General features: G+C 70.2%; 25 protein-coding genes. All 25 read left to right on the plus strand.

What is annotated here, in order from left to right:
* Positions 1–253 precede the first annotated feature (253 nt).
* The 25 genes from ESG85_RS17620 (at position 254) to ESG85_RS17735 (ending at position 20845) form a co-directional block, all read left to right on the plus strand.
* Positions 254–844, plus strand: coding sequence for a hypothetical protein (locus ESG85_RS17620; RefSeq protein WP_246094868.1), 591 nt, complete (start codon positions 254–256; stop codon positions 842–844).
* 216 nt (positions 845–1060) lie between these two features.
* Positions 1061–2176, plus strand: a complete 1116-nt coding sequence (locus ESG85_RS35320) for a hypothetical protein (protein ID WP_181018986.1) — start codon at positions 1061–1063, stop codon at positions 2174–2176.
* Between the two features lie 13 nt (positions 2177–2189).
* Positions 2190–2726: a helix-turn-helix domain-containing protein gene (locus tag ESG85_RS17630; protein ID WP_219825167.1), complete on the plus strand. Its 537-nt coding sequence runs from the start codon at positions 2190–2192 to the stop codon at positions 2724–2726.
* The gene (locus ESG85_RS17635; protein WP_128977274.1) at positions 2726–4009 is read left to right on the plus strand and encodes a PBSX family phage terminase large subunit; all 1284 of its coding nucleotides are present in this window, start codon (positions 2726–2728) and stop codon (positions 4007–4009) included. Before ESG85_RS17630 ends, ESG85_RS17635 begins: the two co-directional genes overlap by 1 nt.
* Positions 4006–4155, plus strand: coding sequence for a hypothetical protein (locus ESG85_RS35020; RefSeq protein ID WP_164986186.1), 150 nt, complete (start codon positions 4006–4008; stop codon positions 4153–4155). Before ESG85_RS17635 ends, ESG85_RS35020 begins: the two co-directional genes overlap by 4 nt.
* The gene (locus tag ESG85_RS17640; protein WP_128977275.1) at positions 4155–5738 is read left to right on the plus strand and encodes a phage portal protein; all 1584 of its coding nucleotides are present in this window, start codon (positions 4155–4157) and stop codon (positions 5736–5738) included. The genes ESG85_RS35020 and ESG85_RS17640 overlap by 1 nt, the downstream gene beginning before the upstream one ends.
* Positions 5698–6846 (plus strand): phage minor capsid protein, encoded by a 1149-nt coding sequence (locus ESG85_RS17645; RefSeq protein WP_128977276.1) that lies wholly within the window; start codon positions 5698–5700, stop codon positions 6844–6846. The genes ESG85_RS17640 and ESG85_RS17645 overlap by 41 nt, the downstream gene beginning before the upstream one ends.
* A gap of 47 nt (positions 6847–6893) precedes the next feature.
* Entirely contained in the window at positions 6894–7616 is a 723-nt protein-coding gene (locus ESG85_RS17650; protein ID WP_128977277.1) for a hypothetical protein, read from the plus strand.
* Positions 7617–7634: 18 nt separating this feature from the next.
* Positions 7635–8507: a phage major capsid protein gene (locus ESG85_RS17655; RefSeq protein WP_128977278.1), complete on the plus strand. Its 873-nt coding sequence runs from the start codon at positions 7635–7637 to the stop codon at positions 8505–8507.
* 13 nt (positions 8508–8520) lie between these two features.
* Positions 8521–8892: a hypothetical protein gene (locus ESG85_RS17660; RefSeq protein ID WP_128977279.1), complete on the plus strand. Its 372-nt coding sequence runs from the start codon at positions 8521–8523 to the stop codon at positions 8890–8892.
* Position 8893: 1 nt separating this feature from the next.
* The gene (locus tag ESG85_RS17665) at positions 8894–9193 is read left to right on the plus strand and encodes a hypothetical protein (RefSeq protein ID WP_128977280.1); all 300 of its coding nucleotides are present in this window, start codon (positions 8894–8896) and stop codon (positions 9191–9193) included.
* Positions 9193–9702, plus strand: coding sequence for a hypothetical protein (locus ESG85_RS17670; protein ID WP_128977281.1), 510 nt, complete (start codon positions 9193–9195; stop codon positions 9700–9702). Before ESG85_RS17665 ends, ESG85_RS17670 begins: the two co-directional genes overlap by 1 nt.
* A 14-nt stretch (positions 9703–9716) precedes the next feature.
* Positions 9717–10139: a hypothetical protein gene (locus ESG85_RS17675; RefSeq protein ID WP_128977282.1), complete on the plus strand. Its 423-nt coding sequence runs from the start codon at positions 9717–9719 to the stop codon at positions 10137–10139.
* Positions 10133–10453: a hypothetical protein gene (locus ESG85_RS17680; protein ID WP_246094869.1), complete on the plus strand. Its 321-nt coding sequence runs from the start codon at positions 10133–10135 to the stop codon at positions 10451–10453. The genes ESG85_RS17675 and ESG85_RS17680 overlap by 7 nt, the downstream gene beginning before the upstream one ends.
* A complete protein-coding gene (locus ESG85_RS17685; protein WP_246094870.1) occupies positions 10450–10806 on the plus strand; it encodes a minor capsid protein in 357 nt (118 codons plus the stop codon). Before ESG85_RS17680 ends, ESG85_RS17685 begins: the two co-directional genes overlap by 4 nt.
* Positions 10799–11233, plus strand: a complete 435-nt coding sequence (locus ESG85_RS17690; protein ID WP_128977283.1) for a minor capsid protein — start codon at positions 10799–10801, stop codon at positions 11231–11233. Before ESG85_RS17685 ends, ESG85_RS17690 begins: the two co-directional genes overlap by 8 nt.
* A 67-nt stretch (positions 11234–11300) precedes the next feature.
* The gene (locus tag ESG85_RS17695) at positions 11301–11780 is read left to right on the plus strand and encodes a phage tail tube protein (protein WP_128977284.1); all 480 of its coding nucleotides are present in this window, start codon (positions 11301–11303) and stop codon (positions 11778–11780) included.
* Positions 11777–12229, plus strand: a complete 453-nt coding sequence (locus ESG85_RS17700; RefSeq protein WP_128977285.1) for a hypothetical protein — start codon at positions 11777–11779, stop codon at positions 12227–12229. The genes ESG85_RS17695 and ESG85_RS17700 overlap by 4 nt, the downstream gene beginning before the upstream one ends.
* A 145-nt stretch (positions 12230–12374) precedes the next feature.
* Complete coding sequence (locus ESG85_RS17705) at positions 12375–14624, plus strand: phage tail protein (protein ID WP_128977286.1); 2250 nt, start codon at positions 12375–12377, stop codon at positions 14622–14624.
* Between the two features lie 18 nt (positions 14625–14642).
* Positions 14643–17369 carry a hypothetical protein gene (locus tag ESG85_RS17710; RefSeq protein WP_128977287.1) on the plus strand — a complete coding sequence of 909 codons (2727 nt, stop codon included), beginning with the start codon at positions 14643–14645 and terminating at the stop codon, positions 17367–17369.
* A 9-nt stretch (positions 17370–17378) separates the two neighbouring features.
* The gene (locus ESG85_RS17715) at positions 17379–17891 is read left to right on the plus strand and encodes a hypothetical protein (RefSeq protein ID WP_128977288.1); all 513 of its coding nucleotides are present in this window, start codon (positions 17379–17381) and stop codon (positions 17889–17891) included.
* A gap of 62 nt (positions 17892–17953) precedes the next feature.
* Positions 17954–18925 (plus strand): peptidoglycan recognition protein family protein, encoded by a 972-nt coding sequence (locus ESG85_RS17720; RefSeq protein WP_128977289.1) that lies wholly within the window; start codon positions 17954–17956, stop codon positions 18923–18925.
* 2 nt (positions 18926–18927) lie between these two features.
* A complete protein-coding gene (locus ESG85_RS17725; protein ID WP_128977290.1) occupies positions 18928–19152 on the plus strand; it encodes a holin in 225 nt (74 codons plus the stop codon).
* On the plus strand, positions 19149–19469 hold the full coding sequence (locus tag ESG85_RS17730; protein WP_128977291.1) for a hypothetical protein: 321 nt from the start codon (positions 19149–19151) through the stop codon (positions 19467–19469). The genes ESG85_RS17725 and ESG85_RS17730 overlap by 4 nt, the downstream gene beginning before the upstream one ends.
* A 122-nt stretch (positions 19470–19591) precedes the next feature.
* Positions 19592–20845 carry a helix-turn-helix domain-containing protein gene (locus ESG85_RS17735; protein ID WP_128977292.1) on the plus strand — a complete coding sequence of 418 codons (1254 nt, stop codon included), beginning with the start codon at positions 19592–19594 and terminating at the stop codon, positions 20843–20845.
* Positions 20846–21071: the final 226 nt, after the last annotated feature.

Raw genomic sequence — 21071 nt, forward strand, 5'->3', positions numbered from 1 at the left:
CCTACTGCGAGCACTGCGGCTGGTGGAGCCGCCCCCACTGCGGCCACTGACCGCCAGAACCCCCGGGCGTACCGTGGCCGCAGCACCCGATCGATTGCGGCCAGGCTGCGCCGCCTCGACGGAGGACCCAGCCCCGCCGGAACAGCGCCCGACGGGGCTTCCTCACGTCCCGATTCCGCATACCCGCCGCCATCCCCCAGGCACGCGCGATACGTTCACGACTCCGCCACACCAAGACCACAGCGAGGACACCGTGACGCAGCAGCCCTACCCGCCCCAACAGCCCAGCCCCAACCAGCAGTGGAGCCCGTCCCCCGGCCAGCCGTACCCCGGCGCACCGTACGGGCCTCCCCGCCCGCCGAAGAAGGGCATGGGCGCAGGCGCGATCGTCGCGATCGTCCTCGGCTCGCTCTTCGGCCTGTTCATCATCATCGGGGTCATCGGCGCGATCGTAAGCGACGACACCCACGCCAGCAGCGACAAGAGCAGCCCGGAACGCAGCACCGCCGCTGCGCCCGCGGCAAAGCCGTCCACGAAGGCGCCGGCCACCGCAGCTCCCGCGCAGAGCCAGGCTGACGAGTTCAAGGCGTTCGTGGCGAAGTCCGGTACCGACGCGGAGAAGGGCGCGATCAAGCACGTCGTCAAGGTCACGGGCGCGGACGACCAGAACAACATCCTGGACACCGCCGACATCTACACCGACTTCAAGGGTGGCCTGATGAGCGACGACGCTGGGAAGGCGAAGCTGATCGCTGCCGCGTTCGCGGACTGGAAGCACTCGAAGAACGGGCTCGTGACGGTGTACGGCGAGGACGGCCAGCTCATCACCAACGGAAAGTTCTGACGTGCGCGCGGCCAGGGTTGCGATGGACGAGACGTCTCGTCTACATTGAAGCCGTCTCCGGCGTGCCCGGAAACAAGCGCCAGGCCCCGACCCTCCCCCGTGTCGGGGCCTTCTTCATGACTCCGCCGTCCGGCGATGGGGCGTAGAGAGCCTCCAGGGTCCATGGGGCCCTGCGACGTCGGCGACCGGGCGGCGGCCCACCACCAGGAGGTGCCCATGCCCTTCCCCGACGGCACCCCCACCATCACCCTCACCGGCACCCTGCCCTGCCCCGTCGAAGGCACCGGATACGACGGGAAGATCGTCCTCACGCCCTCGTCGTACCTCGTCGACACCACCCGCGACGCCATCTACCTCGGCGGCGGAGAGAAGCCCATCGTCGACGGCGCGTTCTCCGCCACGATCGTCCCCAACGACGCCGCAGGCATCGGTCCATCCGGCTGGCGGTGGCTCATCAGCATCGAACCCACCGGCGCCCCCAAGCGAGCTTTCTGGGCGTACGTCGCGGGCACCGGCACCGTCGACATCTCCACCCTGATCGAGGTCCCCGCCCCCGACGGCGGATCGGCCGGCAGCGGCGCGGTGGCATCCGTGAACGGCAAGACCGGCGTGGTCGTCCTCACCTACGCGGACGTGGACGCCGAGCCCGAGGGCGCCGTCGCCGAACACGCCGCGGCCAGTGACCCGCACGGCGACCGCACGTGGGCCACCGGCGAGTTCGCGGCCAAGAGCGCCAACCTGTCCGACCTGGCCAGCGCCGCGACCGCCCGCACCAACCTCGGCCTCGGCGACGCGGCCACCCTCGACGTCGGCACCACCGCCGGCACCGTCGCGGCGGGCGATGACCCCCGGTTCAGCGAGGGCGGCGGTAGCAGCACAATCCGCACGGCGAGCGTCCGCATCACCGACGACGACCTGTCCGGCCTCCCCAACGTCGCCTCCTGGACCATCGTTCAGACATCGGCCGGCACCCAGCTGAAGTGCTCGATCACAGCCGCCGTCGGCGACCGGATCCGCGCCCTGGGCCTGTTCATGTACGACGGTGCGCACTTCCTCGACTGGAACATGCTCACCAGCGCGGGCGCCCTCGGCACCTACGCGGCGTCCGGCACGACCACGCCGCTCGGCGAGGGCAACCCGACCATGTACCCGTCGACCGCGTTCAAGGGCTACACGACCGCCGAGTTCTTCACCGTCGAAGCCGGCCACCTCAACGCCGGGCAGGTCACCGTGGCGCTCGCCCACCAAGGCACGAACGCCGGCAAGGTCTACGCCCACACCCTGTACCCGTGGCGGCTCCGCCTGGAGAACATCGGCCCCGAACCGGCCTGATCGGAGGTGCCTGGTGACGAATCAGTACCGCGTGGACAACTACAACACCCCCGTCACCGACGAGGAACGCGCCGAGATCCGCCGGCTCCACGCCGAAGGCCACGGCCGCAACGAGATCTCTCGCCGCGTCGGGCGCAGCGCCCGCACCATCAGCGCGCAGGCCGACCAGATGGGCCTCACCTTCGATCGCACCGCCACCGCCGCTGCGACCGAGGCCAAGGTCATCGACGCCCGCGCCCGCCGCGCCCGCATCATGGAGCAGCTCTACGACGTCATCGAGGCCGACCTCGCCTACCTGAAGAAGCCCGACACCTACGACCTCGTCGAGGTGTCCGCCGGCAAGGCCGTGCACTTCGCCACCGAGCGCCTCCCCGCACAAGACCGGCGCGCCCTGATCACCGGCATCAGCACCGCGATCACCGCCACGTCCCGCCTCGAAGCGCTCGAAGGCGACCCGGGCGTCGCCGGGGCCACTTCGCTGCTCCTCAACCTGTCCGATGCCTTCCGTCAGGCGGCCGGCCCCGTGGAGGACGACACCGGGGAGGGCTGATGCTCGACTCCCTCCCTCTGTCCGCCAAGCAGATCCGATCGATCGCCCACTCCACCGCCCGCATCAACTTGTGGCACGGCGCGATCCGCTCCGGGAAAACGATCGCGAGCCTGATCGCCTTCCTGATCGCGATCGCGAGCGCCCCCTCATCCGGCCTGATCGTGATCGTCGGGCGCTCGCTGCAGACCATCGAGCGCAACGTCCTCGACCCCCTTCAGGACGAAGTACTGTTCGGCCCCGTCGCCCGGCTCGTGCAGCACACCCGCGGCGCCACCACCGCGGTCATCCTCGGCCGCACCATCCACCTGATCGGCGCCGCCGACTCCCGTGCCGAAGGCAGGCTCCGCGGCCTCACCGCGTGCCTCGCTTACGTCGACGAGGCCACCCTCGTCCCCCGCGGGTTCTGGAACCAGCTCCTCGGCCGCCTGAGCGTCCCTGGGGCACGCCTCTTCGCTACCACCAACCCCGACAACCCTGGGCACTGGCTCCGCAAGGAGTTCATCAACCGCGCCGGCCACCTCGACCTCAGACACTGGCAGTTCACCCTCGACGACAACCCCTCGCTCGACCCGGCGTACGTCGCCGCGCTGAAGGCCGAGTACGTGGGCCTGTGGTACCGGCGGTTCATCCTCGGCCACTGGGTGCAGTCCGAGGGCGCGATCTACGAGATGTTCGACGCCGAGCGGCACGTCGTCCGTGAACTCCCGCACATCGAACGCTGGCTGTGCGACGCGATCGACTACGGCACCGTCAACCCGTTCGCCGACTTGCTGCTCGGCCTCGGCCGCGACAACCAGGGCCGCGCCGGGCTGTACGTGGTGTCGGAGTACAGGCACGACTCCCGGACCGCCCGCCGGCAGCTCACCGACTCCGAGTACTCCGCCGCCCGCCGCCGCTGGCTCGCGTCCGTCCCGCAGCCCCAAGCCGGGAACGTCCTCGGCGTACGCCCGGAATGGACCGTCGTCGACCCGTCCGCCGCCTCGTTCATCGAGCAGCTCCACCGCGACGGCGTCACCGGCGTCACCCCCGCCGACAACTCCGTCCTCGACGGCATCCGCGGCGTCGCCAACCTGCTCGCCTCCGAACGGCTGTTCATCCACGCCTCCGCCACCGGCCTCATCGACGAACTGCCCGGCTACTCGTGGGACGACGAGGCCGCGGAGAAGGGCGAGGACAAGCCGATCAAGCTCGAAGACCACTCCTGCGACGCCCTCAGGTACGGGGTGCGCACGACCGAGGCCCTGTGGCGGCCGCACATCCCAACCCTGGAGGTGGCCGCATGACCGTCGAAGAGGCTCTGCAGAGCGCCGTGCGACTGCTCCGGGCAGCCGAAACGGAGACCAACCTGGCGCTCATGGAGCGCCTCGACCAACTCGCCTGCTCATGGCTGGCCATCGCCAACCTGCTGATGGAAAGGGAGCGCGCCTGATGCCCCTGCCCTCCGGCAACCAGCAGTGGCCGCCGGCCGCGCTCGACCCGGTCCGCGACAAGCTGACCGTGTGGGACGCCTGGTACTGCGGCGACCCCAACGCCCTCTCAGCCGTCTACGGCGGCCAGGTCGGCAGCGACCCCGGCGGCACCGGGTTCTTCTCCTCCGAGCACGGAGGTTGGCGAGCAGCCGTCGGCCGCACCCTGCAGCGGTGGTTCTGGTCCCAGCCCACGCCCTCAGGAGAGCAGCGCGCCAAGCTGCACGTGCCGCTCGCCTCCGACATCGCCACCACCTCCTCGGCGCTGCTGTTCTCGGAGCCGCCGACAGTCAAGAGCGACGACACCACCACCGCCAGCCGGCTGGGTTACCTCGTCGACGACGGCCTGCACAGCACCCTCCTGGAGGCCGCCGAACTCGCGGCAGCGCTGGGCGGGGTGTACCTCCGCGTCGTCTGGGACAGGGAGGCCTACGACGCCCCGTGGCTCGACGCCCACCCGGCCAGCAACGCCGTCCCCGAATGGCAGTGGGGCCGCCTTGCCGCGGTCACGTTCTGGCGGGTCCTGGAGGCCGACGGCGACCGTGTCGTGCGCCACCTGGAGCGCCACGAGCCCGGGTTCATCCTCCACGGCCTCTACGAGGGCAGCCGCGACGACCTCGGCGTCCGGGTGCCGCTCACCGAGCACCCGGCCACCGCGGGCATCGCGCGCGCGCTCGGCCCGGCAGGGGACGCCATTCCGACCGGCATCAAGCAGCTCACCGCCGTGTACGTGCCGAACATGCGCCCGAATCGGTTGTGGCGCGGCAACCCCGCCGCTGCGCACCTCGGCCGCCCGGACATCGCCGGCGCGGAGCCGCTTCTCGACGCGCTCGACGAGGTGTACTCGTCGTGGATGCGGGACGTGGAGCTCGGCAAGGGCCGTGTCATCGTCCCGAGCGCCTACCTGGAGTCCAACGGGCCCGGCAAGGGCGCAAGCTGGGACCCCGACCGGCGCATCTACTCCACCCTCAACATGCTGCCTCGTTCGGGCGACGCCGCCACGATCGAGGCGGTGCAGTTCGAGATCCGGGTTGCCGAGCACCGCGACACGGCGCAGAACCTCGTGGAGCAGATCCTGCGCGGCGCCGGCTACTCATCGCAGACTTTCGGCGAGCAGGGGCAGGCCGCGGCCACCGCGACGGAGGTCGTGGCCCGGGAGCGGCAGAGCTTCACCACCCGCAACCGGAAGATCGTGTACTGGCGGCCGGCGCTCGCGCAGGCCATCGAGACCCTCCTCGCGGTCGACAAGGCAGTGTTCGGGTCGGGCGTCACGGTGGAGCAGCCGACGATCGAGTTCGGCGACTCCATCAGCGAGGACCCGAAGACTCTCGCCGAGACCGTCGAGCTCCTGAACCGGGCCGAGGCCGCATCCCGCGACACGCTCGTGCGAATGCAGCATCCGGACTGGGACGACGCGGACGTGAAGGCGGAGGTCGACCGGATCCTCGAGGAGACCGGCCAGCTGGTCGCCGATCCGACCCTGACCGGAGCGGAGGGCCCGTCCGATGCCGGTTTCCCCAGCGATGGCGGAGGATCTCGCCCGTGAGGTAGGCGCCCTCTACCGCGACGCCGAGGGCGCCCTTCTGGAGCTGCTTGCGCAGGCCCTGGAGGCCGACATCGAGTCCCCGCGGTGGGCCGAGCTGAAGCTGGCGGCCATCGGCAACCTTCGCGTGGCCGTCGAGGCTGTCGCCGAGGCGCTCCAGACCGACACCGACGGGGCCGTACGGCACGCCCTGGTGACCGCCTATAACCGGGGCAGGCAGGCAGCTGTGGCCGAGCTGGGGGCCCTCGACATAGGCCGGGAACTCGTCGCCCGCGACACGGTGCCGAACGCCTCCGCGGTCGATCGGCTCGCCGCGTCGCTGGCGGAGGACACCCGCCCGCTGTACACCCGGATCACCCGGGCCATCGTCGACATCTACCAGCGGATCGTGGCCCGCGTCTCCGGCACGCAGCTGCTGACGGGCATGACCCGGCGGCAGGCGTCCCAGAGGGCGCTCGACGAGTTCGCCGCCGCAGGGGTGACCGGGTTCGTCGACTCGGCCGGACGGCGCTGGGACATGGCCTCGTACGCGGAGATGGCGGTGCGTAGCGTGACGGCGCGCGCGGCGATCGACGGGCACGTCGATGCCCTCGCCGAGATCCGTGTCGGCTACGTGATCGTGTCGGATGCGCCGCTGGAGTGCCCGCTGTGCCGGCCGTGGGAGGGCGAGATCCTCACCCTCGGCCCGGAGACCGGGCCGCACACCGTGCGCCTGGAGCACGCGATCCAGCCAACCGGCCTGCGCGCTGCGGTCCGTCCGCCGGAGACGGTCGTCGTCCACGCCGCCGGGAGCCTCGTGGAGGCGCGCGCCGCGGGCCTCTTCCACCCGAACTGCCGGCACTCCCTGGGTGCCTATCTGCCCGGGGTGACGACGCGGCCTCCGCACCATGCGACGCCGGGCACGACGTACGCGGACACGCAGCGGCAGCGGCAGATCGAACGCCACATCCGCCGCTGGAAGCGCGTGCAGGCGGCCGCGATGGACGACAAGGCGCGGCGCCGCGCCGGGTCGTACGTCCGCAAGTGGCAGGCCGCGCAGCGCGAGCACGTGGCCGCGCATCCGCACCTTCGCCGCAAGCCCGCGCGCGAGCAGATCGGCGCCGCGCGCTGACCACCGGCCCGCCAGGTGCGGGCCTCTCACGCCCCAGGAGGGCACCCATGCAGACCCGCACGCTTCCCCGCGCCCACACGCCCGGCTGGGCCCACCCCTACGGCCGCGCCCCTTTCTCCCCGGTCTTCTATGCCGACGGAGGGGACGGCGCCGCCTCCGGATCCGCCCAGGCGCCCGCCGCGCCGGCCGCCGCTGACCCGGCACCGCAGCCGACCAGCGACGGGCAGCAGCCGCGCATGTACGACGCCGCGTACGTCGACGGCCTGCGCAAGGAAGCCGCGCAGTGGCGCACCAAGCTCCGCGAGTCCGAGCAGGCACAGGAGGCCCGCTTCACCGGCCTCATGGACCAGCTGAAGGCCGCCGGCATCAAGCTCGGCGACAAGCCCGACGCCGAGCAGCTCCAGGCCTCCCTCACCGCCGCGCAGTCCGAGCGCCGTGAAGCGCTCCTGCGCGCCGCCCTCTACGAGACCGCGTCCGAGCACGGCGCCAACCCCTCCGCGCTCCGCGACTCCGTGTCCTTCCTCGAATCGATCAAGGACATCGACCCCACCGACTCCGCAGCCCTGGTGGCCGCGGCCAAGGCGGCCCTCACCGCCAACCCCACCCTCTCCGCTGCTCCGGCTGGACCGGCGCGCGGTGGCGCTGACCTCTCTGGTGGAGGCGGCAACGAACCTCGGCAGCTCACCGAGGACGACCTCTCACGAATGACGCCCGAGCAGATCGTGGAGGCCCAGGACAAGGGCCTGCTGCGGAACCTGCTGGGCGGCTGACCCCAGAAGGAGGCCCCCGTGGCCATCACCCGCTTCCGGCCGGAGATCTGGAGCGCGCGCCTGCTCGTCGCATGGCGCAAGTCGCTCGTCTACGCAGGCCCCGGCATCGTCAACCGCAACTACGAGGGCGAGATCAGCGAGGCGGGCGACATCGTCCGCATCACGTCGATCTCCCGGCCGACGATCGGCGACTACGTGCCGAACTCGACGGTCATCACCCCCGAAGAGCTGACCGACGCGCAGCGCACCCTGGTCGTCGACCAGTGCAAGTACTTCGCCTTCAAGGTCGACGACGTCGACGCCCGGCAGGCGAAGGGCGACGTCATGCCGCAGGCGATGTCCGAGGCCGCCTACGGGCTGGCCGACGTCGTCGACCAGTACGTCGCCGGCCTGTACACCGGCGTCCAGGCCGCCAACGTCGTCTCCTCGGTCACCATCGACACCACGAACCCCACGTCGTGGGATGCCGAGGCCGCCAAGGCGTACAACGACATCCTCATCCCGCTGAAGGTCAAGCTCGACGAGGCCAACGTCCCCAAGCAGGGCCGCTACTGTGTGCTGCCGCCCTGGCTGGAGGGAGTCATGCTCCGCGACCCGCGGTTCGTGAAGGTCAACGAGTCCGGCACCGAGCAGGGCCTGCGCAACGGCATGGTCGCCCGCGCGGCCGGGTTCGACATCCTCACCTCGAACAACGTGCCCGTGCCGACGTCGAACAACTACATCATCACCGCGGGCGTGAACTCGGCCATCAGCTTCGCGGAGCAGATCAACAAGACCGAGGCCTACCGCCCCGAGAGCTCGTTCTCGGACGCCGTCAAGGGTCTGGCGCTGTACGGCGCCAAGCTCATCCGCCCCGACTCGCTGGCTTACGCCACCGCCGTCCTGTCCTGATCGGAGGCCCTCGATGGCAACCACCCAGCTCACCTACTCGCCGCTCGTCCCGAACAGCAACCTGACGCAGCCCGCGGGCACGTCGCTGGTCGCGGCGCCGACGAACAACATGCAGCTCGCCGGCGCCAAGCCGGAGCTGACCGTCCTTCGGGTCACGAACACCGACGACGACACCAACCTGACCTTCACCGTGAAGGCGGGCGACATGCCGCCGGCGATCGCTGCCGGACAGGGCGACCTGGCCGTGACGGTCGCGTTCGGCACGGCCGAGCTCATCGGCCCGTTCGAGTCCGGCCGGTTCCTGCAGTCCGACGGCTCGATGCTCTTCGAGTCGTCGACGACGACCGGCGCGATCACCGTCCTGCGAGTGCCGAGGAACACCTGACATGGCCGAGACGATCCACATCCGGGGAGAGGGCGGAGCCGTCATCGCGATGGACCTGCCTCTCCCCGATGGCATCGCGGACCGGCTCACCAAGGGCCTGCTCCGCCGCGTCAACGCCGACGGCACGCCGTACATCGAGCAGGACGGTGCCGGCGTGCCCGCTCCGCCCGCGGAGGCGCCGGCCAAGAGCGCTCCGAAGGCGGAGTGGGTCGGCTGGGCGGCTGCCCAGGGCGCCGACCCGGAGGACGCCGACGGGATGACCAAGGCGGACCTGATCGAGGCGTACGGAGGTGACTCCTGATGACCGTGACCTCGGACTTCGGGATCCGGGCCAGCGTCCGCAGCACGAAGGCGCTGGACCTGTCCACCGCGGCGGATCCGCTCGACTTCGTCCGCGGCGTCCACCTCGAGAGCGGCACGGGAGCAGGGAAGGCGGACCTCGTCTTCCACGACCGGCGGACCCTGGCCGCGTCGGCGGACGAGACCCTCGACCTCGCGGGCGTCCTCACCGACGCGTACGGGGCGGCGATCACGTTCGCCCGGATCAAGTTCATCGCGATCTCCGCCGCCTCCGGCAACACCAACAACGTGGTCGTCGGCGCGAACGGGTCGAACGACTGGGTGGGCCTCCTCAACGCGGCCGGAACCCTGACGCTCCGCCCGGGCGCCACGTTCGCCGCGATGGCCGGCAGCACGGACGCCACCGGCATGGCGGTGGCCGCCGGTACAGAGGACCTGCTGAAGGTCGCCAACTCCGGTTCCGGGACGTCGGTCACGTACGACATCGTCATCGTCGGCGCGTCCGCCTGAAGGAGGTGGTGGCTGTGGCGCGTGTCTACGCCACCAGCTCGCAGTACCAGGAGTACACCGGGGAGGCGCCGCCGACCGACATCGACGTGCGCCTCCGCCGCGCCTCGGCGTTCCTCGACAGCCAGGTGTTCCGGCTGTGTGTGTACGACACCGACGCCACCACGGGCATGCCCACGAACGCGCTCGTTCTGGAGGCCTTCGCCAACGCCTGCTGCGCGCAGGTCGAGTGGGGCGTCCAGGTCGGCGACGTGACGGGCGCGGCCGGGGTCGGCTGGGGCACGGTCGAGATCGGCACGGCCAAGCTGTCCCGCTCGGTCACCTCGACGTCCGGGGACGAGGCGCCGGGGCGTCAGATCGCCCCGGCGGTGTGGGACGCGCTGCGGTCGCCGGACCTGACGCCGGACATCCTGTGGGTCGGGGCGGTGACGACGTGCTGACGCCCCTGCCCGCGTTCATGCTGGGCCACTCGGTGGTGGTGGAGCCGTACCTGGGGCGCACTTCGGTGGGCCCCAGGTACGGGCCGGCGGTCACGGTGGCGTGCTTCGTGGACGAGCAGACGCGGACCGTGCGGGACCCGGCTGGCCGCGAGGTCGTGTCGAGCAGCACGTTCTACGCCCGCCCGGGCCTGGACTGCCCGGCCGACTCCCGCGTCACGCTGCCCTCCGGCCGCCGGACGACGGTCATCGCGGTCCTGGACCGGTCCGGCGGCGGCATGCCCACCCCGGATCATGTGGAGGTGCAGCTGCTGTGAGCCCCCAGTACACGCGGTTCACCCCCGGCAACGCCCGCCGCCAGTGGACCGGCCGTGGTCGCCGTCTGGCGGAGGAGGGCCTCCAACGCGGCCTCGAGCACGTTCTGTTCGAGGCTCAGAAGATCGTCCCCTTGGACGAGGGCACCCTGGAGCGGTCCGGGCGGGTCGTCCGCGAGGGCCTGAACGGGGCCGTGGTCTTCGACACCGTGTACGCCGTCCGGCAGCACGAGGAGCTCACCTGGAAGCACCTGCCAGGCCGCATGGCCAAGTACCTGGAGATCCCGATGAACCGCGAGCGGGACGTCGTTCTGCGGCTCATGGCGGTGCCGCTGCGGAGGTGGCTGCGTGGATGAGACGGATCTCCTCGACGGTCTCGCCCGCTACCTCGCCGAGCGGGGCCTCGTCACCTACACCAGCGGTGGCGATCTCACCGACGACTGCTTCCTGGAGCACATGCCGGCCGAGCCGGACGAGGCCGTCGTCCTCACGATCTACGACGACCGCACCGAGCCTGACTCGCTGCTGCCGTACGACGAGCCGCGCGTCCAGGTCCGCGTGCGCGGCACGACGGATCCGCGGGTGTCGCGCCTCCGGTGCGCTGCGATCCGTTCCCATCTGCACGGCCTCGGCCCGGTGATTCTGCCGGACGGCACCCACCTGATCTTGTCGGTCTCCATTCAGGCCGCGCCCGCGTCGATGGGTGTCGACAACAACCAGCGGCACGAGCACGTCTGCAACTTCCGCATGGAGATCCGGCAGACCAGCCTGCACCGCCCCTGACTCACCCCACCCAGCTCAGCCCGCCCACCGACCGGCGCGGGCCCCTTCGTCATGCTCCGGAGGAGACATGCCCGCTCAGAAATACAACGCCCGAGACTGCCGGTTCCAGATCGAGGACTTCCTCAATCCCGGCACCTGGACCGAGTTCCGCACGGCCCTGAACGGGTCCACCGAGGGCGGCATCAACACCTTCACCCTGTCGTACGAGTACGAGACGACCGACACCACCACGTTCGGCAGCAACGGGCGCGCCGAGTCGCAGAACATGCAGGAAGGCATGTCGATCACCCTGGAGGGGTTCCGGCTGAAGGACCCTTCCACCGGCGCCCTCGACGCTGCCCAGAGTCTGGCTGAGCTGCAGGCCGCCCGGCTCGGCAACGACTCCCTGACCGGCTTCCGCTTCGCCGCGCCCGGGGACACCGACTGGACCGTGTGGGCCGACGCCCACTTCCAGCTCGGCGACACCGGCGGCGGCAACAACGACAAGGCGTCGTGGTCCGTCACCGTGACCCGTTCCGGCCCGTCGACGTCGGTGGCGATCGCGTGACGAACAGCTCCTGGGACGACTTCAAGCGCGAGGTCTTCGGCGCCCGCACGGAGACCATCGAGGGCGTCGAGGTGCGCGTCCCCGCCGACGTGCCGTTCGGGTTCGAGCAGCGCCTCGCCGAACTCACCGATTCCGCCGAGCAGGAGGACGTCGAAGAACTCGTCGCGGTCCTGTTCGGCCCCGACACTTTCGACCAGCTCACCGAAGCGGGCGTGGGCCAGATCGGCATGCTGACGATTCTGACGTGGGGCATGGCGCGCGCGAGCGGCAACGCGATCACGTTTCAGCAGGCCTACGAGGCGATCACCAGCGGCGACCTGGGAAAAGCGTTTCCGCAGACCCCGCAGAACCGAGCCGAGCGCAGAGGGCAGTCGAAGAGCACTGGTGGGCGGTCGAAGCCGACTTCGCGCGCGAGTACCGGCTCGGCCCGCAGGACATCGCGGGCCTGAGCCGGCGCCGGTTCTGGGTCCTCCTCAACGGCCTCTCGCCGGAGTCCGTGTTCCGGCACGTCGCCGGTGACGAGCTCTCCGTCGTCGACGACCCCGACCTGATCCGGGCCGCTCTGCGGTCCCTCTGACCCTGTAGGAGGCCCGGATGTCGCTCACGATCGGCGACCTCGTCGGCTACATCCGCGCCGACGGCTCCGACTTCGAGCGCAACCTGGCGCGCTCCCAGCTGAGTATGGAGGGCTTCCAGCTTGGCGTCGACGGCCGGCTCCGCGACATCAGCGGCCGGTTCGTCGACGAGGCGCAGGTGATGGGCCGGGCGCTCGCGGACGGGTTCACGGAGGCCGAGCGTGAGGGCACCCGGATCACGACCGTCTTCGACAGCGTGGCGCATGCCCAGTCGCGGACGCTGCGGGGCCGGGTGCGTGCGGTGCAGGCGGCTGCGCGGCGGATGGGCAGCACGCTGGAGCGGGTTGCCGACCGGGTTGAGCGAGCCTGGAGCAGGATCGACTGGAGGAAGATCGGCGGCGGGGCGGTCGGGCTGGGCAAGATCCTGGCCAACTTCACCAAGATCAGTGCTGCCCTCGGCGGCGTGCTGCAGGGAGCCGCCGGCGTGGCTGCGGCTGTGGCGGAGATCGGGCCAGCTGCGGGGGTCGCGGTTTCCGGCCTGATCGCAGTGCGCCTGGCCGCGGTCGCTTTGAAGCTGGGCATGGTCGGTGTTGAGGACGCGGTGACGGCTGCGCTGGACCCGTCGAAGACCAAGGAGTTCAACGAGGCGCTGAAGAAGCTGTCCCCGTCGGCGCAGGCGTTCGCGAAGCAGGTAAAGGCCCTCGCGCCCGAGTTCAAGCGGCTTCAGCAGGACGTTCAGGAGCGTCTGTTCAAGGGCCTCGACGGGGTCCTGAAGGACATGGGTAAGACCACGCTGCCTGTTCTCCGCAATGGGCTCGTGAACGCGTCTGGTGCGCTGAACCTGATGGCGAAGAACGTCGGCAACACCGCTGTTGGCCTGTCTAAGTCCGGGACACTCGGCACGGCCATTTCTTGGGCCAACCAGGGGCTGTTCAACTTGTCCCGGATTCCGGGTCAGATCGTGCAGGGTCTCGTTCAGATTGGCGCTGCGGCTGGCCCGTCGTTCGCGAAGCTGACAGGCGCGGCAGGGAAAGCGTTCGACAAGTTCGCCGACAAGATGCAGAAGGCGTTCGAGTCCGGTGCGATGCAGCGGGCCATTGAGGAGGCCATCAGGGCGGTCGGGCAGCTGCTGCGCGTCGTCGGTAACTTCGCCAGGGGCGTCAGGAACATCTTCTCCGGCATTACGCAGGATGGCGGCGGCCTGTTCGACATCCTGGAGAAGATCAGCGCAGCGTTCATGCGGCTGACGGCCAGCAAGGAATTCCAGTCGATCCTCAATCAGCTGTCGATGACGGCTGGCACTCTGGTGGATGCGATCCTGCCGCTGCTGCTGGAGGCGTTCCGCCAGCTCGCCCCGGTCATCGAGGCGCTGGCGCCGGTTGTCAGGGAGTTCATTGAGAAGATCGGCCCCGAGCTCATCCCCGTCATCCAGGAGCTCGGCCCGGTCCTCGTGGACATCGCGAAGATCCTGGAGGAGCAGCTGCCCTTCGCGATCCTTCTCACCACCACGCTGCTCCAGGTCCTCGTGATCGCCCTGCGCGCCGTGCACTGGGTCCTGCAGAACGTGGTCATCCCGGTGGTCACCTGGCTGCGGAAGATCTTCGAGAGCGACTTCGTGCAGTCCCTCGGGCAGGCAACGAAGGCGATCACCGCTTTCGTCCGGCACGCGCTGTCCAGCTGGGAAAACTTCAAGCGCACCGTGACCACCATCATGAGCGTGCTTCTGGTCGCCGTAGTCGACCGGGTGAACAAGATCCGCAACTACCTCGTCGACGGCGTACTGCAGGCGGTCAACCGCGCCGCCTCCTACTTCCAGGGCCTTCCCAGCCAGATCCTGGCCGCGCTCGGCGACATCGGGAACCTGCTCTACGGAGCCGGACAGCGCATCATCGGCGGCTTCATGGCCGGCATCCGGTCCAGCCTCGGTCCGCTGCGCGCGCAGCTGAGCGCCGTCACGAGCATGATCCCGGACTGGAAGGGTCCTGCCGAGCGCGACGCCCGCTTGCTCACCCCGGCTGGCCGCAGCGTGATGCAGGGCTTCATGGGCGGCATCGCCTCCCAGGTGCCGGCGCTGCAGCGGCAGCTTGCCGGTATCACGACGGGCCTGCCTGGCATGGCGATGGGCGCCGGGGCGGGCGCGTACGGCAACACGGCAGCCGCGGCCCAGCGGCCGATCGTCATCCAACTCACCGGCCCCGGCCTGAAAGACGTCATCCGCGACATCGTCCAGGTCGACGGCGGCGACGTCCAAGTCTCCCTCGGCCGATAACAACATCAGGAGGAACCCGTGCCGGTCCCCGACGCCCGCGTAGAGCTCCAGATCGACGGCACCTGGACCGACGTCACCACCTACGTCGACCAGCCCGCCGGAATCAAGCTCGTGCGCGGCCGGTCCGACGAAGGCCGCGCCGTCGACCCGGGGTCCGGCTCCCTCAACCTCCTCTCACCCAACGGCCTCTTCTCCAACCGCAACCCCAACAGCCCCTACTTCGGGCTCCTGCCCCGCAACACCCCCATCCGGATCACCACCTACGCCGGGGAAACCGTCCTCGACATCCCCGACGCCGTAGCAGGCCGCGCCACCACCCCCGACACAGCCGCCCTCGACATCACCGGCGACATCGACGTACGCATCGACCTGTCAGCCGCCATGTGGGCCGGGCACCTGGCCAACCCCATCACCCTGATGGGGAAGTACAACAACACCGCCCCCAACCGGTCATGGCGATTCGTCGTCCTGTCCTCCGGCCGAGTCGCCTTCTCCTGGTTCCCCGATGGCACCAACCTCGAGGAGATCATCAGCACTGACCCGCTGCGCTGGGGCCCCGGCCAACGCGGCGCCCTCCGCGCCACCCTCGACGTCGACAACGGCGCAGGCGGCTACACAGCCACCCTCTACACCGCGAGCACACTCGCCGGGCCATGGACCCAACTCGACCAGGTCGTGACCAGCAGCGGCACCACCAGCATCATCAACTCCCCTGCACCCCTGGAAGTCGGCGATCTCTCCACCCTCACCTGGCCCCGCGTCGCCCGCCGGATCTACGCCGCCGAGGTCCGCACCGGCATCGACGGCACGATCGTCGCCAACCCCGACTTCTCCACCCAAACCCCAGGGGACACCAGCTTCACCGACAGCACCGGCCTCACATGGTCCACCACGAACGCCACCATCACCGACCGCCGCACCCTCGTCGCCCACTCCGTGCCCACCTGGCCAGCCAGCTGGCACGTCTCCGGCCACGACCAGCGCACCCGCATCCAGACCGCAGGCATCCTGCGCCGCATGAAGCAGGGCACCAAGCCCCTCTCATCCACACTGCGCCGCCGCATCCCCGCCTACAGCCCGCTCGCCTACTGGCCGATGGAGGACGGCGAGACGTCAACCACCACAGCATCGAGCGCCCTGCCCGGCGGAAGCCCGATGACGGTCAGCGGATTCACTTTCGCGCAGGACAACAGCCTCGACGGCTCCTCACCCCTGCCGGCTGTCGCGTCCGGAGCCGTGATGCGCGGCCTGATCCCGCCCCCTGCCTCGACGACCCTGGAGTGGATGGTCGAGATGGTGTACATGGTGTCCGCCGCCCCCGTCGCCGACGCCGAGTTCCTGTCCTTCACCAGCAGCGGCACTGTGACCCGCTGGCGCTTCCTCATGCGCTCCGGCGTGGGCACGCTGCAGGGGTACAGCAGCGACGGCACCCTGCTCGTCAACTCGGCGGCCGCGATCGGCGCCGATGTCTTCTCTGGCTGGAATCGCATACAGGTCCGCATCGAGACCACCGGCGTGGACCTGCAGTGGACGGTCACCTGGTGGAATATCGGCGGATCCGCGGGCTCCTTCTCCGGGTCGCTGGCTGGCGGAGTGGGCATCCCGACGTCGATCAATACCAAGTTCGGAACCATCTCTGACCTGCGGGTCGGGCATGTGGCCGTGTTCCCGCAGGGATCCGCCAGCTTCGCGAACCAGCCGTTCGGGCAGGCGGACCACGGATACAACGGCGAGAACGCCCGCGACCGCATTGCGCGTCTCGCGGGCGAGGAGGCGGCCACGGTCAGCATCTCGCTGGTCGACTCGGACACCAGCCGGCTGTCCGAGCGGCTCGGCCCGCAGCTGCCGGAGGCACTGCTTGACGTGCTCCAGGATGCGGCCGACGCCGATGGCGGCATCCTCTACGAGGACGCGTCGAAGTCGGCCCTGAGGTACCGGACGCGGACCACCCTGGAGAACCAGGCGCCGAAGCTGGTCGTGGACTACGGCCAGCTGGCGCCGCCGTTCGAGCCGACCGAGAACGACTTGACTCTGCGGAACATCGTCGAAGTCCGGCGGGACCGCGGCGGCTACGCCACAGCCACTCTCGACGAGGGGCCGCTGTCGACGGACGAGGTCGGCGTCTACGACGAGTCCGTCTCCCTCAACCTCTACCAGGACGCCCAGACTCCGGTCCATGCCGGGTGGCGGCTGCACCTGGCTTCGTGGGACGAGGCCCGCTATCCGCAGGTGCGGATCATGCTGCACAAGTACCCGGCCCTGATTCCGCAGGTCATGTCGCTGGAGATCGGCGACCGCATCCAGATCACCGGCACGCCGGACTGGATGCCGCCCGGCCCGGTCGACCTGATCGTGCAGCGCGTCGAGGACGACCTGAAGACGCTCGAGTGGACGGTCACGCTGACGTGCTCGCCCGCCGGCCCATGGACCGTCGGCGAGGTCGACGACGCGGCGCCGGGCCGGGCGGACACGGACGGCTGCACCCTCGGCGCGGACGTGGACGCGGACGACACGTCACTGACGCTCGTCTCCAGTCCCGGCCCCCGCTGGATCGACTCCGCGACGCATCCGGCCGACTTCCCCTTCAACATCCGCGTCGGCGGCGAGGAGATGACCGTCACCGCCATCACCGGCACCACCCTCACCCAGACCGCCACCGTCACCCGGTCCGTCAACAACATCGTCAAGGCCCACAGCTCAGGCGCCCTGGTCGCCCTGGCCGACCCCACCTACCTCGCCCTGTAAGGAGAGCCGATGGCCTTCACCCCGTGGCTGGCGGGCATGCGAATCACCGCGACCCGCATGAACGACTCGGCCATGATCGGCGCCTGCGTGTTCCGCGCCTACCGATCGGCCGCGCAATCCATCCCGACCGGCGGTGACGCCGCTGCAAACGCCGTCTCCTGGGACGACGTCCAGGAAGACCTCCTCGGTGGCTGGTCAGGCACCAACCCCACCCGCTACACCGTGCCCCGCAGCGGCGTCTGGCAGCTCGCCGGCGCCATCGCATTCGACGCTTCCACGGGCGGCACTACACGCGAGTGCGTCTGGTACGTCAACGGCGGCGCGATCGGCGCGGGCCGGGCCCGCTCGTTCGCCAACACGATCTCAAGCGTGCCGCTGACCGTGGAGGCCCGCACCCTGCCGTACCGGCTGACGGCCGGCGACTACGTCGAGCTCGTCCCCGCACAGAACTCCGGCGGCAACCTCAACCTCGCGACCGGCAGCTACCGGTCGTACGTCGGACTCACCTACGCCGGCCCCTGACCCGACCCGCCCTCGCCCGCCCCGCGCCGCCGGCCCGGGGCCTTTCTCATCTGGAGCACCGCATGGCCTGGTATCCGGGCGCCACGAAGTACGAGCTGCAGCCGGAGTCGGATCAGCAGCCGGAGATCCGGCCGACGCAGTTCATCGCCCACTCGATCATCGCGCCGTGGACGGCGAAGCGGGTGTACGAGTACTGGCGCGACAGCACCAACCTCGAAAGCCACTTCGGCCTCGGCTATGAGGGCGACCTCGGCCAGTTCATCGGGACGGAGACCCGCGCGGACGCCAACTACCGGGCGAACCTCCGCCCGGACGGCACGGGCGCGGTGTCGATCGAGACCGCGTCGAACCTGGAGGGCTCCGATCCGTGGACGCCTGCGCAGGTCGAGCGGCTGATCGAGCTCGGGGTGTGGCTGCACCGGACGCACGGCATCCCGCTGCGGATCTGCCGCACCGCGTCTGATCCGGGGTTCGGGTATCACCGGCTCCACGCCGACTGGGCGAAGGACGGCACGGACTGTCCGGGGGATGCCCGGGTCCGCCAGTTCACCGAGGTCGTCTTCCCGGGCATCGTCGCCCGCGCCACCAACCCCCCGCCCGCTTCTGGAGGAGAAGTGCCCAACTACGTGAACCTGGGCCTGAAGACGCCGATGCCCCTGCCGCCTGGCGGCGGCTTCACCTCGGTCGTCTTCGAGAACGAGTGGTCGGACACCGCCGGCGACCACGTGCCGAACGGCAGCGTGGCCGTGCGCGGCCCTGCCTCGTTCACCGGCAGCCTCTCCCTCACCGTGTCGGACCTCCCGCCCGGCGAGGTCGTGCAGGTCCGCATGTCGGAGTACGACGGCGGCACGTGGAAGGCCGACCATCCGACCCACGACGTGGCCGGCACCGGGGGCGTCACGACGGCTGTGGTGCCGCTCGTGAAGCGGCTCGGGCCGGGCCGCGGGATGCGGGTCCGGCTCTCCAACCAGGCCGGTCAGCCGGTCACTGTTGTCGGCGCGGTTCTGACCGCCCTCGTCTTCAAGGAGTCCTGATCATGTCTCGTCTCATTCTCGACACGGTCGAGCGCACCATCGGCACGTACGCCGTGACGTTTCTCGGTCTCGTCCTCGCGGACGGTTTCGACCTGACCAGCGTGAGCGCGCTGAAGGCGGCGGCGATCGCGGCGATACCGGCGGCCCTGTCGGTGGTGAAGGCCGCCGTCGGCTCGCTGGTGGGTGACCAGTCCACCGTTGGGTGGGTGCCCAGGCAGCGCTCGTGACGCCGGCGGAATCCACCCAGGTGGCGGTGGAGCTGGCGGAGATGCGCGGCGAGATCCGCACCGGGTTCGCTGAGCTGTCCGGCCGGCTCGACCTCGCGCTGCAGCGGACGGGGCAGACGGAACGGGCGCTCGACGAGCACCGGGACAGCCTGAAGCGGGTCGAGGAACGCGTGGATGTGCTGGAGGCGAAGGCGGAGGCGTCTGCGTCGCACGGGCCGCGGTTGTCGGCGGTGGAGAAGCTGGTGTGGGTCGGTGCCGGGTTGGCGGCGGCTGGTGGTACGGCGGGCGGCTGGTTGATCAGCGCCCTGGTGAAGTGAACAGCCCCCTGTCTGGCCTTCGGGCCGGGCAGGGGGCTTTCTCTGCGTTCTGGATCACATGACTGCGGCCTTGCCCTCTACGCTGTGAGGTGTCGAGTCTGCACAGAGATAGGGGCAAGGCCGTGTCACCTGATGCTACCCCGGACCCGTACGCCCACCCGGTCGCTTTCGGGCAGCGCGTGAAGATCCTTCGCGAGCGCCGCGGCATGACCCGCGAAGTCCTCGCCGGCCTCATCGGCATGTCACCGTCATGGGTGAAGCGGATTGAGCTCGGCCAGCTACAGGCCCCCGGCCTGGACATGGTGATGCGCCTCGCGCAAGCGCTGCGGGTCCGGAACCTCTCCGACCTCACGGGACGCCCTGACGTGCACGTCGACCTGTTCACCGGCCCCGGCCACCCCCGGCTCACCGCCGTCCGCGCCGCGGTCGACGCCCTACCAATCGGCAACCCGGCCGCCGCACCGGCTCCGGCGGCACACATCGCCGCACGGCTCGCGTCCGCGTGGGCAGCTCGGCATTCGGCGCCGGACCATCGCGAACGGATCGGCGTTCTGCTGCCAGGCCTGATCCGAGACGCACAACTCGCTGTGCAGCACGCCCAAGCCCCAACAGAGTGGCGGGCGGCTCAGGCCGTACTCGCCGAGGTGTACTCCCTGTCCCAGTTCTTCCTGGCGTACCAGCCAGACCCGAGTCTGCTGTGGCGGGTCGCCGAGCGGAGCATGGTCGCAGCGCAGCAGTCCGCAGACCCCCACACCATCGGCGTGTCGGCGTGGCTCCTCGCGCAGGCACACCGCGACACCGGCCCGGACCACTACGACGCCGCGGACACGATCACCCGGCAGACCCTCGACTACCTCACCCCGCTGCTCCCGGACGCAGAGGACGACGTGCTGGCGATCACTGGGGCGTTGACGTTCGAGGCCGGGTACACGGCGGCCCGCCGCGGGGACACGGCGGATGCGTGGCGGTACTGGGACACGGCGCGGGAGATGGCCGACCAGCTACCTGCCGCCTACTACCACCCGATCACGTCGTTCTCGCAGGCCATCATGGGCGCGCACGCGGTCACGGTTGCGGTCGAGCTGCATGCCGGCCGGGAGTCCGTACGGCAGGCCGCCCGCGCGGACGCCGACACGATCCCATCCCGGCCGCGGCGGGCCCGGCACCGGATCGAACAGGCCCGCGGCTACCAGCTCGACGGGCAGCCCGAGGTGGCGATCGCGACGCTGGACCAGGCGTACGAGGCTGCGCCGGAGACGATCCGCTACAACGGCTACGCCCGGTCGATCATCCTGGAGGAGGTCGAATCCAAGGTTGCCGACCGGCGCCGTCGGGCGTCGGAGCTCGCGGTCAAGGTGGGCCTGCTGGCTGCCTGAGGGAGGGGACACGATCTGTGTCCTCTCCTCCGCCGGGGCGCTTCTACCGTCGGGTCATCTGCTGACCTACGGAGGGAGCGCCCCGTGTCGTTACCGACGGCGGCCCCGCCACGCGCGCGCCACTGCACCTACTGCCCGGAGCCGGGCCCGGACTGTTGTGTCCGTGTCCAGCCGCCTGAGCACGGCGGCCGGCACATCTACGCCCACCGCTCCTGTGCGGCGAAGC

The organism is Streptomyces roseicoloratus, from assembly GCF_004117935.1.
Classification (GTDB): domain Bacteria; phylum Actinomycetota; class Actinomycetes; order Streptomycetales; family Streptomycetaceae; genus Streptomyces; species Streptomyces roseicoloratus.